The organism is Agrobacterium sp. LEGMi-208b (genome assembly GCF_059511785.1).
The window spans coordinates 21,962-34,331 of sequence record NZ_CM183445.1 but is presented as its reverse complement, the minus strand read 5'-3'; the positions used below and the strand labels follow the sequence as shown (position 1 = coordinate 34,331).

At 59.6% G+C, this 12,370-nt stretch carries 14 protein-coding genes and 1 tRNA gene; 9 read left to right on the top strand and 6 right to left on the bottom strand.

The annotated features are described in order from the left end of the window. Window positions 1–13: 13 nt before the first annotated feature. The gene (gene cobU, locus AC5YUO_RS00185) at window positions 14–535 is read right to left on the bottom strand and encodes a bifunctional adenosylcobinamide kinase/adenosylcobinamide-phosphate guanylyltransferase (protein ID WP_496153845.1); all 522 of its coding nucleotides are present in this window, start codon (window positions 533–535) and stop codon (window positions 14–16) included. 502 nt (window positions 536–1,037) lie between these two features. Between cobU and AC5YUO_RS00180 the strand changes: the two genes are divergently transcribed. Both AC5YUO_RS00180 and AC5YUO_RS00175 read left to right on the top strand, forming a co-directional pair. Then, on the top strand, window positions 1,038–1,730 hold the full coding sequence (locus tag AC5YUO_RS00180) for a DUF599 domain-containing protein (RefSeq protein ID WP_400818640.1): 693 nt from the start codon (window positions 1,038–1,040) through the stop codon (window positions 1,728–1,730). A 91-nt stretch (window positions 1,731–1,821) separates the two neighbouring features. Continuing rightward, window positions 1,822–2,787: a heparan-alpha-glucosaminide N-acetyltransferase gene (locus tag AC5YUO_RS00175; protein ID WP_496153844.1), complete on the top strand. Its 966-nt coding sequence runs from the start codon at window positions 1,822–1,824 to the stop codon at window positions 2,785–2,787. A 284-nt stretch (window positions 2,788–3,071) separates the two neighbouring features. Here the strand turns inward: AC5YUO_RS00175 and AC5YUO_RS00170 are convergent, their stop codons facing one another. Together AC5YUO_RS00170 and mgtE are read right to left on the bottom strand one after the other, a co-directional pair. Beyond that, entirely contained in the window at window positions 3,072–3,458 is a 387-nt protein-coding gene (locus AC5YUO_RS00170; RefSeq protein WP_003524989.1) for a MerR family transcriptional regulator, read from the bottom strand. 69 nt (window positions 3,459–3,527) lie between these two features. Continuing rightward, window positions 3,528–4,955, bottom strand: coding sequence for a magnesium transporter (gene mgtE, locus AC5YUO_RS00165; RefSeq protein WP_496153843.1), 1,428 nt, complete (start codon window positions 4,953–4,955; stop codon window positions 3,528–3,530). A gap of 394 nt (window positions 4,956–5,349) precedes the next feature. On the opposite strand from mgtE, the gene AC5YUO_RS00160 reads away from it, so the two are divergent. Genes AC5YUO_RS00160 through AC5YUO_RS00150 form a run of 3 tightly spaced genes read left to right on the top strand, consistent with a single transcriptional unit; the run spans window position 5,350 to window position 8,464 of the window. Next, complete coding sequence (locus AC5YUO_RS00160) at window positions 5,350–7,650, top strand: FdhF/YdeP family oxidoreductase (protein ID WP_496153842.1); 2,301 nt, start codon at window positions 5,350–5,352, stop codon at window positions 7,648–7,650. Continuing rightward, complete coding sequence (locus AC5YUO_RS00155) at window positions 7,650–7,952, top strand: hypothetical protein (protein WP_496153841.1); 303 nt, start codon at window positions 7,650–7,652, stop codon at window positions 7,950–7,952. Before AC5YUO_RS00160 ends, AC5YUO_RS00155 begins: the two co-directional genes overlap by 1 nt. Before the next feature lie 17 nt (window positions 7,953–7,969). Beyond that, complete coding sequence (locus AC5YUO_RS00150) at window positions 7,970–8,464, top strand: peptide deformylase (protein ID WP_496153840.1); 495 nt, start codon at window positions 7,970–7,972, stop codon at window positions 8,462–8,464. A gap of 3 nt (window positions 8,465–8,467) precedes the next feature. Here the strand turns inward: AC5YUO_RS00150 and AC5YUO_RS00145 are convergent, their stop codons facing one another. Further along, complete coding sequence (locus tag AC5YUO_RS00145; RefSeq protein WP_496153839.1) at window positions 8,468–8,893, bottom strand: OsmC family protein; 426 nt, start codon at window positions 8,891–8,893, stop codon at window positions 8,468–8,470. Between the two features lie 111 nt (window positions 8,894–9,004). Here AC5YUO_RS00145 and AC5YUO_RS00140 point away from each other — a divergent pair, with 111 nt between their 5' ends. After that, window positions 9,005–9,172, top strand: a complete 168-nt coding sequence (locus AC5YUO_RS00140; protein ID WP_003502827.1) for a Thivi_2564 family membrane protein — start codon at window positions 9,005–9,007, stop codon at window positions 9,170–9,172. A 74-nt stretch (window positions 9,173–9,246) separates the two neighbouring features. Here AC5YUO_RS00140 and AC5YUO_RS00135 read toward each other — a convergent pair whose 3' ends face one another. Continuing rightward, the gene (locus AC5YUO_RS00135) at window positions 9,247–9,672 is read right to left on the bottom strand and encodes a PAS domain-containing protein (RefSeq protein ID WP_496153838.1); all 426 of its coding nucleotides are present in this window, start codon (window positions 9,670–9,672) and stop codon (window positions 9,247–9,249) included. A 197-nt stretch (window positions 9,673–9,869) separates the two neighbouring features. On the opposite strand from AC5YUO_RS00135, the gene AC5YUO_RS00130 reads away from it, so the two are divergent. Further along, window positions 9,870–10,031 (top strand): hypothetical protein, encoded by a 162-nt coding sequence (locus AC5YUO_RS00130; protein WP_078053104.1) that lies wholly within the window; start codon window positions 9,870–9,872, stop codon window positions 10,029–10,031. Window positions 10,032–10,229: 198 nt separating this feature from the next. On the opposite strand, the gene AC5YUO_RS00125 is transcribed toward AC5YUO_RS00130, so the two are convergent. Continuing rightward, window positions 10,230–10,314: transfer RNA gene (locus AC5YUO_RS00125), tRNA-Leu, on the bottom strand. Window positions 10,315–10,503: 189 nt separating this feature from the next. Between AC5YUO_RS00125 and lipB the strand changes: the two genes are divergently transcribed. Together lipB and AC5YUO_RS00115 are read left to right on the top strand one after the other, a co-directional pair. Next, on the top strand, window positions 10,504–11,235 hold the full coding sequence (gene lipB / locus AC5YUO_RS00120) for a lipoyl(octanoyl) transferase LipB (protein ID WP_496153837.1): 732 nt from the start codon (window positions 10,504–10,506) through the stop codon (window positions 11,233–11,235). 66 nt (window positions 11,236–11,301) lie between these two features. Continuing rightward, window positions 11,302–12,369: an NAD(P)-dependent alcohol dehydrogenase gene (locus AC5YUO_RS00115; protein ID WP_496153836.1), complete on the top strand. Its 1,068-nt coding sequence runs from the start codon at window positions 11,302–11,304 to the stop codon at window positions 12,367–12,369. Window position 12,370 lies beyond the last annotated feature (1 nt).

Below are 12,370 nucleotides of genomic sequence, written 5' to 3'. Positions count from 1 at the left end.
GCCGGTTCCCGTTTCATCCCTTCATCTTCAGCGGCAGCCCGGCGGCGACAAAATAGACCTCGCCGGCAATGGCCGCGATGCGCTGATGCAGGCGGCCGGCGTGATCGCGGAATTCGCGCGCCATGCGGTTTTCCGGCACGATGCCCAGGCCGACCTCGTTGGAGACGAGGATCAGCTTTGCATGCGTCGACGCGATTGCCGATTCCAGTTCCGCGAAGGCCGCCTCCATATCGGCATTCTCCATCACCAGATTGGTGAGCCACAATGTCAGGCAGTCGATGAGGATGACATTGTCAGGGCTGTCGAGCCGCTGCAGCACGGCAGCAATATCGACCGGCGCTTCATGGGTCGTCCACTCCCCGCCGCGTCGTTCCTGATGATGGCTGATACGGTCCCGCATCTCGTCATCCCACGCCCGGCCCGTTGCGAGATAATGCAGGCGTCCGCCCGCCTTTCCCGCAAGCTCCTCCGCAAAACGCGACTTGCCGGAGCGCGCGCCGCCAAGAATGAAAACGGAGCGGTTTTTATCTGTCATCGGAAACCTGAAAGAGGAGAATGAAGCGGACCGGCATCTTTGCGATGTCGCAAGCCAGGGACAGGCGGACATGAAGGGAACGATTCGTAGAAAAAGGCGTCCCCCGGTTGCTCATGCCGGACTGCCGTTGATACCGGGCCGGAGAGACAAAACCTGCCTGCAGGATGCGGGACATATCAGCCTTGGCAACTCCGGATACCGGAAACACCGGTCCTGATGAAAGGCTAGGTGCGAACGGCCATTCTGTCAATCGGCCGTTGCCGTCGGCGAAAAATCAGGCGGAACCGGTACGCAAAACCTGAACCCGGAACCGGCAGACCTTTCGTCCGCGACAGGATTGATAAAGCGACTTGGTTACCGGAAAGTTAGCGAAAAACAGAATGATGAAAGCGCAACGCCAAAGGAGAATATCGGCTGACGGCAGCCGCCGCCATTGCCTTGCCATGGCCTTCAAATCAATATGCTTTCCAAGATTCGCAAACAGCAAGGTGGCCCGCCCGTGATGACCGTCATGGACTATATCTCGATCGTCGTTTTCATCTTGCTATGGGCTGTCTATACGCACGTCACGACGGGATCGCGGCTGTTTTCGCGCGCCAGCCTCAATCAGGCCATGGCCGAGCGTCGTCGCGACTGGATCATGAATTCGCTGAAGCGCGATTTGAAGATGATCGATACGCAGATCATGGCCGGCCTGCAGAACGGCACGGCCTTTTTCGCCTCCACTTCCATCTTCGCCATCGGCGGCTGTTTCGCCCTTCTGGGCGCCACCGAACAGGTCGAATCGGTGTTTCGCGACATGCCCTTCGTGCATTATGCCGGGCGCACCGCCTTCGAACTGAAGGTCATCGGGTTGACCTGCCTGTTCGGTTATTCCTTCTTCAAATTCGGCTGGTCCTATCGCCTGTTCAACTATTGCACCATCCTGTTCGGCGCCATCCCCATGGTCCACGATGTCGGTGCGGATCGCGAAGCGGCGGAGCGCGCGGCCGAAAACGTCATAAAGATGAACATCATCGCTGCTAAGAACTTCAATGACGGCCTGCGGACGATCTTCCTGTCCATCGGTTATCTCGGCTGGTTCATCAGCCCCTATGTCTTCATCGCCAGCACGGTCATCATCATCGTGGCGCTGTTGCGCCGCCAGTTCTTTTCAGAGGCCCGCCGCGCCATCATGGAAGAAAACCGGCCTTGAAATAGCCGCACTTAAAGGGCCAAGCCCACACGTCATTTCAAGCATATCCAAGTGAATGTCGGCCCCTCGAAAAGCTGAAAAAGCGGAAAACATGGACACAGACGCAGCCGCAAACGAAAACCGCCGCAAAGGCCGCATCGGCGGGCTGGATACGCTCAGAGGGATCGCCCTCCTCGCCATGGCGTCCTACCATTTCACATGGAATCTGGAATATTTCGGCTATCTCGAACCCGGCACGGCAACCACGGGTCTCTGGAAGCTCTATGCGCGCGGCATCGCCAGCTCGTTCCTGTTTCTCGCCGGCTTCAGCCTGTTTCTGGCCCATGGCAAGGGTCTGAACTGGCCGTCTTTCGGCAAGCGTTTTGCGATGGTGGCGGGGTCTGCCCTGCTCATCACCGTCGCCACCTATTTCGCCTTTCCTGATAGTTTCATCTTCTTCGGCATATTGCACAATATCGCCGCTGCAAGCCTTGTCGGGCTGCTGTTCCTGCGGGCGCCCGCACCCGTGACGCTGCTTTTTGCGGTGATCGCTTTCATCCTGCCGCAATATATCCAATCCGAACTGTTCAACCCAAAATGGCTGGCCTGGATCGGGTTTTCCACCCTGCCGCCCCGCTCGAACGATTATGTGCCGCTTCTGCCCTGGCTTGCGCCCTTCCTCGCCGGACTTGCGGTCTCGCAATTCGTTATGCCGCGCGGCTGGCTCGACCGCTTTCGCAATCCAAGCTCACCGCGCAATATCATCGCCAGCGCCGGGCGTCACAGCCTTGCCTTTTACCTCATCCACCAGCCGGTGCTGATCGGCCTCGTTTACACCCTGTCGCTCCTCGCCCCGCCTCCGCCGGTCGATCAGGTCGAGCTTTACAAATCGAGCTGCGAAAAAAGCTGCGTCGAGCAGGCGAACGGGCTGGAACTGTGCCAGCGTTTCTGCGGCTGCACGCTGGAGAAGCTGCAGGCGGAAAACCTGTTCGACACGATGATGGAAGGCAAGCTCAGCGCCGATCAGCAGACGAAAGTCAGCGAAGTGGCGCAGCAGTGCACGGTTGAGGCGCAGTAGGGAGACGTCAGGGCTTGCCGCTTGTTTCTTCTCCCCGAGGGGGAGAAGGTGGCCCGAAGGGTCGGATGAGGGGGCACCCTCACCGTATTTCGGATAGCTAGCCCCCTCATCCGCTGCCGCGATCTTCTCCCCGGCGGGGAGAAGGAACAAGCGGCACTTACTCGCTCCAACGCGGCCCATCCCCGCCCTAGCGGTCGTCCCTCAAAGGAATACGGTAAAGATAGAAGGCTTAACCTGTTTTCGACGTTAAATCACTGAAGAACCAAGCAGCACGAGCCGCTAGCTCAAGTCCCCACGCCGATTTCGGCAAGCCGGGTCAGACAGGCTTCTTCGACATTGTCGAGTTCCGCCAGCGTCTCTTCGATGTCCTTGCGTTTTTGCCGAAGCTCGGCGCGCTTTTCATCGACCTTCTTCATCAGAAGCACCAATTGCCCCGATTCGCCCGGCGGTTCCTTGTAGACGTGAATGATTTCGCGAATTTCGGAAATCGTGAAACCGATACGACGGCCGCGCAGGATTTCCTGAATGAGACGGCGGTCCGCAGCCCTGAAAAGCCGTGTGCGCCCGCGACGCTCAGGGTGAATCAGCCCCTCGTCCTCGTAAAATCTCAAGGTACGGGTGGAAACACCGAATTCGCGTGTCAGTTCGGTTATGCTATAATACTTGTCCAAGGGCCTATCCGATTCATAGTCGGATGATATTATTTGACCTTCACGTAAAAGTCAATTTTTGCCCAATTCCTATCCGGAAATACCGTACCACCAGGTCGCGATCCCCAGAAAGGCGAAAAAGCCGACAATATCGGTAACCGCCGTGACAAAGACCGCCGAAGAGACGGCCGGGTCCGCTCCGAACTTGTCGAGCACCAGCGGAATGAGAATGCCCGCCAGCGCCGCCGCCAGCATGTTCAGACACATGGCCGTGGCGATGATACCGCCAATATGGATATCCTGAAACCAGAGACCGGCGACGATGCCGATGGCGCAGCCGAACAGCATGCCGTTCAGGATACCCACGCCCGCCTCACGCCGGATGATGCGGGCGGCATTGTGAATATCGAGACTTTTGGTGGCGAGCGCGCGCACCGACACGGTCATGGTCTGCGATCCGGCATTGCCGCCCATGCCGGCCACCGCCGGCATCAGGATCGCCAGCGCGACGATCTGCTGGATCGTCGCATCGAACAGGCTGATGACGGAGGCGGAGAGAAAGGCGGTGATGAGATTGACCGCAAGCCAGGGCACGCGTGAGCGCGATGTGCTGGCGATTGAGTCCGACAGTTCTTCGTCACCGACACCGCCAAGGCGCAGCAGATCTTCTTCGGCTTCTTCCTGAATGACGTCGACGACGTCATCGATGGTCAGTACGCCCACCAGCCGGCCGTTGTCGTCGACCACGGCGGCGGAGAGAAGGTCGTATTGCTCGAAAAGCTGCGCGGCCTCTTCCTGGTCCATCTCGGCCGGAATGGAATGGTTGGTCTCGTGCATGATCGTTTCGATCTTCACCTGACGCTTGGCGCGCAGCACCTTGTCGAGATCGAGCGCACCGACCAGCTTGAACGTGGGATCGATGACGAATATCTGCGTGAAGGAGTCAGGCAACTCCTCCTCCTCGCGCAGATAATCGATGGTCTGCCCCACGGTCCAGAACGGCGGCACGGCGACGAATTCCGTCTGCATACGGCGGCCGGCCGAACTTTCCGGATAATCCAGAGCCCGCATCAGCCGCACACGTTCGGTGAACGGCAATTGCGAGAGAATATCCTCGCGGTCCTCGTCGTCGAGGTCCTCGAGAATATAGACGGCGTCGTCGGAATCCAGCTCGCCGATACCGGCGGCAATCTGCTCGTTCGACATCTGGTCGACGATATCGAGGCGGATGCCCTCATCCACCTCGGTCAGCGCCGTCATGTCGAAGTCGGAACCGAGAAGGCGCACCAGCGCATGGCGCTGTTCCGGCAGGATGGATTCCAGGAGGTCGCCGAGTTCGGATTCGTGCAGCCGCGCCACATTCTTGCGCAGGAAAAGCAGATCGCGATCAGCGATCGCCGCACCCACCATCGTCAGAAAATCGGAACGGACGGACCCGTCTTCTGCGTAAATATCGGAGGGCGCTTCCGCAGGCTTCATGTCCTCGGGCGCGACAGGATCGTCGTCACGGTCTGTCATCTGGCGTCCCCTTGTATTCAAATGCCGCAGTGCACGGATGCGCAGGCAGAATGGCGTTAAAAGGTATATTGTCAACAACCGGATAGCGGCAAATAAACAAGCTCTCCGACTGCGGCGAAAAATCCATTCAACATTCCTCTTCCTGTTCGCAAGGCTTCACCTCGGCCAGCGGCTATAGGCATGTTTAGCCACTCTTTGCGGCTTGTTTTGCGACAACGCCCACCCCCTTTACGCCGTTCCCGTTTCAAATGTCGAACGGGCGAACAAAGGTTTCGCCGCAATGCACAATTAAGACATTGACAGGCAGCGTGGAACGGCGCTTCTGGATAAGCATTTGATAAATGGCAAACGCCGACAGGCGGGCACGAGAAGACAGATTCCGGGAATCAGGACCATGAGCAAGACGGATTTCATAGGCAAGGCATCGACCGCCGCAGGCGGCTGGGGCGCACTCAAAAGCGTCGGCAAACGCCTTCTCGAATCCGGCGCGCCGATTTCCGGCGCCCGCACGCTTTTGAAGACCAACCAGCCGGATGGATTCGACTGCCCGGGCTGCGCCTGGGGTGATCCCGAACACGGTTCCTCTTTCGAGTTTTGCGAAAACGGCGTCAAGGCGGTGTCATGGGAGGCGACGGAAGCCCGGGTGCCGCCGGATTTCTTCGCCAGCCGCACCGTCTCGGAACTGCGCGGCTGGTCCGACTACGATCTGGAGAAACAGGGCCGCCTCACCCATCCCATGCGTTATGACCGGGCGAGCGACAAATATCTGCCCGTGTCCTGGGACGATGCCTTCGCCGAAATCGGCCATATCCTCAAGAGCCTCGACAGTCCTGATCGGGCGGAGTTCTATACTTCCGGCCGCGCCTCCAACGAGGCGGCCTTCCTCTATCAGTTGATGGTGAGGCTCTACGGCACCAATAATTTCCCCGACTGTTCCAACATGTGCCACGAAGCGAGCGGGGTCGGCCTGAAGGCTTCGATCGGCGTCGGCAAGGGCACCGTGCTGCTTGAGGATTTCGAGCAGACGGACGCCATTTTTGTCATCGGGCAAAATCCCGGCACCAACCATCCCCGCATGCTGGGCGACCTGCGCCGCGCCGCCCTTCGCGGCGCCCGCATCGCCGTCTTCAACCCCATCCGCGAAAAGGGTCTGGAGCGCTTTGCCGACCCGCAGGACAAGGTGGAGATGATTACCGGCAGCAGCACCCGCATCGCCACCAATTATTACCAGCCGCGCCAGGGCGGCGACATGGCGGCCGTGCGCGGCATGAGCAAGGCGGTCTTCGCCGCCGACGATGCCGCAAGGGCGGCGGGCGAACCCGCCATCATCGATTACGACTTTATCGCCGAACATGCGGCGGAGTTCGAGGCCTACCGCGCCGCCGTCGACGCGACGAGCTGGGAAAGCATTCTCGACCAGTCCGGCCTCACCCGCGCGGAGATCGAGGAAGCCGCCCGGATCTACATGAATGCCGGTTCGGTCATCGCCACCTGGGCCATGGGTGTCACCCAGCACAGGCATTCGGTCATCATCGTTCGCGAAATCACCAATTTCATGCTGCTGCGCGGCAATATCGGTCGTCCCGGCGCCGGCCTCTGCCCCGTGCGCGGCCATTCCAACGTGCAGGGCGACCGCACCGTCGGTATCGACGAAAAAGCCCCTCCGGCGCTTCTCGACGCGCTGGAAAAGGAACTCGGCGTCCCGATGCCGCGCAAGCCCGGCCACAATACCGTGGAAGCCGTCGCCGCCATGCTGGACGGCGAGGCGGAGACCTTCATCGCGCTCGGCGGCAATTTCATGCGCGCGACGCCCGACAGCCCGCTGATTGTGAAAGCTTTCGAAAAGCAGAAGCTGACCGTCAACATCGCCACCAAGCTCAACCATTCGCATCTGGTGCCGGGCGAAACCTCATTCGTGCTGCCCTGCCTCGGCCGAACGGAAATCGACCGCAATTCGGCCGGCCGGTCGCAGATCGTTACGGTGGAAGATTCCATGAGCATGGTGCACGGTTCCGGCGGCATCAATCCGCCGGCGTCCGATGAGCTTCGCTCGGAAATCGCCATCGTCGCCGGCATCGCCGAAGCGACGCTTGGCAATGCGCATGTCGACTGGAAGGCGCTTGCCGATGATTACGACCTCATCCGCGACATGATCGAGCGGGTCATTCCCGGTTTCGAAAATTTCAACGAACGCGTCCGCGTGCCGCGCGGTTTTCATCTGCGCAATGCAGCGGCCGAACGGGAATGGAACACGCCGGCGAAAAAGGCCACCTTCTATAGCGGCCCGCTGCCCGAGCAGACCGAACACCAGCAGGCGCTCACGCGCGATGACCTGTTCGTATTGCAGACCTTCCGCAGCCACGATCAATACAACACCACGATCTACGGCATGGACGACCGCTATCGCGGCGTCTATGGCGAGCGTCACGTCATCTTCATGAACCCGAAAGACATGGAAGCACTCGGCGCCCATTCCCGCCAGCGCGTCGATGTCATCGGCGAATATGGCGACGGCATGGAGCGCATTGCGCGGAATTTCCGGCTGGTGCCCTACAATATCCCGCAGGGCAGCATCGGCGGTTATTATCCGGAACTGAACGTGCTGGTGCCGCTGTCGAGCTATGGCGAAGGCAGCTTCACGCCGACATCGAAATCGGTGCTCGTCTCCGTTCGCCTGCGCCCGGATGCCTCCTGATGGAAGAGGAGCAATCCACCGCCGCGTTCATGGCGGCGGTGGAACGGGTTCAGGAAAGCTCCTCACGGGCGTTGACCGCCACGGGCGCGGCTATCCTTCTTTCGGTTCATCTGAACATTGCCGCTGACAGCCGCAGCATCGCCAACCGGCTGGGGCTTGCACACGCCCTCATTCTGCGCGAAATCACTGCCCTGTCGCCGCGTTTCGTGCGGGTGACAAAACGCGATGCCCGCACCCAGCGCAGCTTTCTGGAGGCAACCGAAGAAGGACAGGCCCTTGCGGCGGCGTCCCTGCGGATTTGAAACGAACGGAGCATTCCTTGGCAATCAGGCCGATCCTGCCCTACCCTCATCCGGGCCTGTCCGAAATCTGCGCACCGGTCACGGCTTTCGACGAGCAATTGCAGGAGCTGGTGAGCGACTTGGTCGACACGATGCGCGCCGCGCCCGGCGTCGGCATCACCGCCGCCCATATCGGCATAAGACAACGTGTCTTCGTGCTTGAGCTGACACCGGGAACCATCCTCACCTACGTCAATCCTGAGATCGTCAGCCAATCCGCACAGACCATGCGGCATATGGAGGGCAGCGTCTCGATGCCGGGCTTTACCGAACAGGTGGAGCGGCCTTCCGGGATCGAGGTGAGATTTCAGGACATAGCCGGCGGCGAACACCGGCAGACCGCCGAGGGATTTCACGCCATCTGCATCCAGCACGAGATCGACCAGCTGGACGGCATTTTCTGGCTGAAGCGTCTCTCGAAACTCAAGCGCGACCGGCTGGTGAAAAAATGGGAAAAATCCCGAAAGCCCTGATGGTCAGCCTGATATCGACAGCGCAAATTCCGCATCGCCCTTCAGCGTATTGCTGACGGTGCAGATATCTTCCGCCATATGGGCGATGGCGCTGCGCGTGGCCTCATCGAAATCCCCCTTTATCTCGATCCGGACATCGAAACGAACGATCCGCGACGGCTCCTCCTCAGCCTTTTCTCCTGAGACGTGCACCGTAACCTTTTCGAACCGGTCGAGCACGCCCATGCGGCTCGCCGCAATCCGGGCGCTAAGCGCGAGGCAGGCCGCCAGCGACGAATAAAGAAGATCGAGCGGATTGAAACCCGGCTCCGAGGCCGCCGTCACCACCGTCAGGGCGCCTCCGGTGGCGGTTACGACATCGGGATGCCCGAGACGGCCAAGCGTGACGACAGCCCCCGTCGGCCGCTTTTTAACCCTGAACTGATTCATGCCCGACCTCACACCACGATTTCACCCGATGGAACCAAAATTAGCCTCGCGCTTTTACTCACGCAACGGTGAACGACCGTTGAGTATTGATTGAAAAGGGAGCTGGGACATATGGTTACATCTACGCTCGTCAGCATTCTGATTACCTTCCTGGTGATTGTGCTCGTCTTGTGGCTTATCGCGCGACTGCCGGTCGGCGGCGGTGCGAAACAGATCGCGCAGGTGATCGTCATCATCATCGGCATTATTTCGCTGCTGAAATATCTTGCCGTCTTCTGATGTCCCCGCACAGTGCAGACGAAAAAGGCGGCGAAAGCCGCCTCTTTTATGCGCCGTTTTCACCCGCCCGCTCGCTATTGCCGAGGTTCGAACTGATAGGTTTTTTTCAGGGTGATATCCCGAACGCTGCCAATGCCCAGAAACGGCGTATTGTCGGCATCAAAAATCGCCCTGCCCTTCGCCACGATCCACCGGTCCGACCCATCCGGCAGATTGACCTTGTAACGCTGGTCGAAAAACACACCGGTGGTGATGCTCTCAAAAATGGCCTGCGCCACCTGATCGCGCATCTCGACATCGATTCTTTCGAGAATCGCCTCGATCGTCACCCCGCGTGACGCAACCGGCTCCGAAAACCCATGACATTCCGCAGTGACCGCATCCATGATCAGCCTGTTGTCGGAAATGCTCCACATGTAATAGCCAAGCGCATTGTCTGAATCCGTTTTGTCCCCCAGCACGAAAACCCCCAGACATATTTTCCTGACAAAAGCTAACATCAGACCTCTAATATTCCACCCCTCGTTTTTGTAGGGGGAACGAAACGGCTACTGCAGCGTGCATCGATATCCACCGAAATTTCTTGATGACCAAATCGAGATGGGGTTCCGAAACGGACGATAAATTCCAAGGAGGCATCGCAAAATCGCCTGCCTGCGCCTACATGGCTTGTGATGACATATCGAAGGAGTTCAACATGGTACGAGCCGCCCTCACTTTCGGATTGCTGACCGCAACCGTCTTTCTGGCCGGGTGCCAGACGTGGCATAGTCCCTATCGTGGAAACGAGTGGCGAATGGATCAGGTCATGGATGGTGACCCCTACCGTGTCGGTGACGGGCAGCGCAACCGACGCTAATCCACCTCGTCCATGCAATCCGAACGGCGGCAGGTCGATAATTTGCCGCCCTCGATTTGTGGCGTTCTGGCTGCGGAATAAAGCAGATCGACGTGGCCCAGGCTACATCCCATACGGTCCAACGAAGCCGGGACAGAAAACACAGAGCAAGCTAAACGATTGGCTAAAAAAGAAAAAACCCGCCGAAGCGGGTTTCTTTGGTGCGGTCGAGAAGACTCGAACTTCCACGGGTTGCCCCACAGCGACCTCAACGCTGCGCGTCTACCAATTCCGCCACGACCGCATCGTGGTAGGCGTCGACTTGCGCCGACGGGGGTGCATGTAGCAAAAGGATTTTCGGTGCACAAGAGCGTCGTGACAGTTTTTTGAAATTAAAAATCGCACTGCACCATCCTATATGCAGGAAGCCCGGAAATGCTGGGGTTGCGGCCGTCTCGCCATTTTGCGAGAAGGCTGTGGAAAGGACTTTTTCATGCTCACACGCACCGATATCGAGACAAATATGTTCCCCGCCGCCGGTTCGCCGCCCGTTCGCTGGCGAATCTCGGAAGGTCTCGTCCCCTATGAGCAGGCGATTGAGGACATGGAGCGCGAAGTCGCCGCCATTGCCAGCGGTGAGGCCGACGAACTCGTATGGCTTCTGGAACATCCGCCGCTCTATACCGCCGGCACCAGCGCCGATGCCGCCGACCTTATCGAGCCGGATCGTTTTCCCGTCTTCGCCACGGGTCGCGGCGGCGAATACACCTATCATGGCCCGGGCCAGCGGGTCGTCTACGTCATGCTCGACCTGAAACGCCGCCGGCAGGATGTCCGCGCCTATGTGGCAGCGCTGGAGGATGTCATCATCCGCACGCTCGACAAGATGAATGTGCGTGGCGAGCGGCGCGAGGACCGCGTCGGCGTCTGGGTCAGGCGGCCGGAAAAGCCGCTGCTTCCCGATGGCGGCATGGCCGAGGACAAGATCGCCGCACTCGGCATCCGTTTGCGTAAATGGGTGAGCTTCCACGGCCTGTCGATCAATGTCGATCCAGACCTTTCGCATTTTACCGGCATCGTTCCCTGCGGCATCAGCGCCTATGGCGTCACCAGCCTTGTCGATCTTGGATTGCCGGTTATGATCGGCGATGTCGACGTTCTGCTGCGCGAGGCCTTTGAGGAGGTGTTTGGCGAAGCAGTGCCCGAAACCGGCGCGAGCGGCTGATCCCACCGCAACCTTTGCCGCAGGCCGGTGTTTCCAGCATCGATCACCACAAGAGGAGGAACGATCATGTTCACAACGTCCGCCTATGCCTGCGATGACGGCTCTTCGCCGATGAAGCTCGCGACCATCAAGCGTCGCGATCCCGGCCCGCGCGATGTCGAAATCGAGATCGAATTCTGTGGCGTCTGCCACTCCGATATCCACACGGCCCGCAGCGAATGGCCGGGCTCCCTCTATCCCTGCGTTCCCGGCCACGAAATCATCGGCCGCGTCGGACGGGTGGGTTCGCAGGTCACCCGGTTCAAGGCGGGCGACCGCGTCGGCGTCGGCTGTATCGTCGATAGCTGCCGGGAATGTGCAAGCTGCGCCGAGGGGCTGGAGCAATATTGCGAAAACGGCATGACCGGCACCTATAATTCGCCCGACAAGGCGATGGGCGGCGGTGCGCACACGCTTGGCGGTTACTCCGCCCATGTGGTGGTGGACGACCGTTACGTCCTCACCATTCCCGAAGGCCTCGATCCGGCTGCCGCCGCCCCCCTGCTCTGCGCTGGTATCACCACCTATTCGCCGCTGCGCCACTGGAATGCCGGGCCCGGCAAGCGCGTCGGCGTCGTCGGTCTCGGCGGCCTTGGCCATATGGCCGTCAAGCTCGCCAATGCCATGGGCGCAACCGTGGTGATGATCACCACCTCGCCCGGCAAGGCGGAAGACGCGAAGAAACTCGGCGCCCACGAGGTGATCGTTTCCCGCGACGCCGAGCAGATGAAGAAGGCCACCGCCAGCCTCGATCTCATCATCGATGCCGTGGCTGCGGATCACGACATCAACGCCTATCTGGCGCTGCTGAAACGTGACGGCGCGCTGGTACAGGTGGGTGCGCCGGAAAAGCCGCTCTCGGTGCTGGCCTTCAGCCTCATCCCCGGCCGCAAGACCTTTGCCGGCTCGATGATCGGCGGCATTCCCGAGACCCAGGAAATGCTGGATTTCTGCGCCGAAAAAGGCATCGCCGCCGAAATCGAAATGATCGACATCGATCAGATCAACGACGCTTATGAACGCATGATAAAAAGCGATGTGCGTTATCGCTTCGTCATTGATATGAAGAGCCTGCCGCGCCAGAACGCCGCCTGAT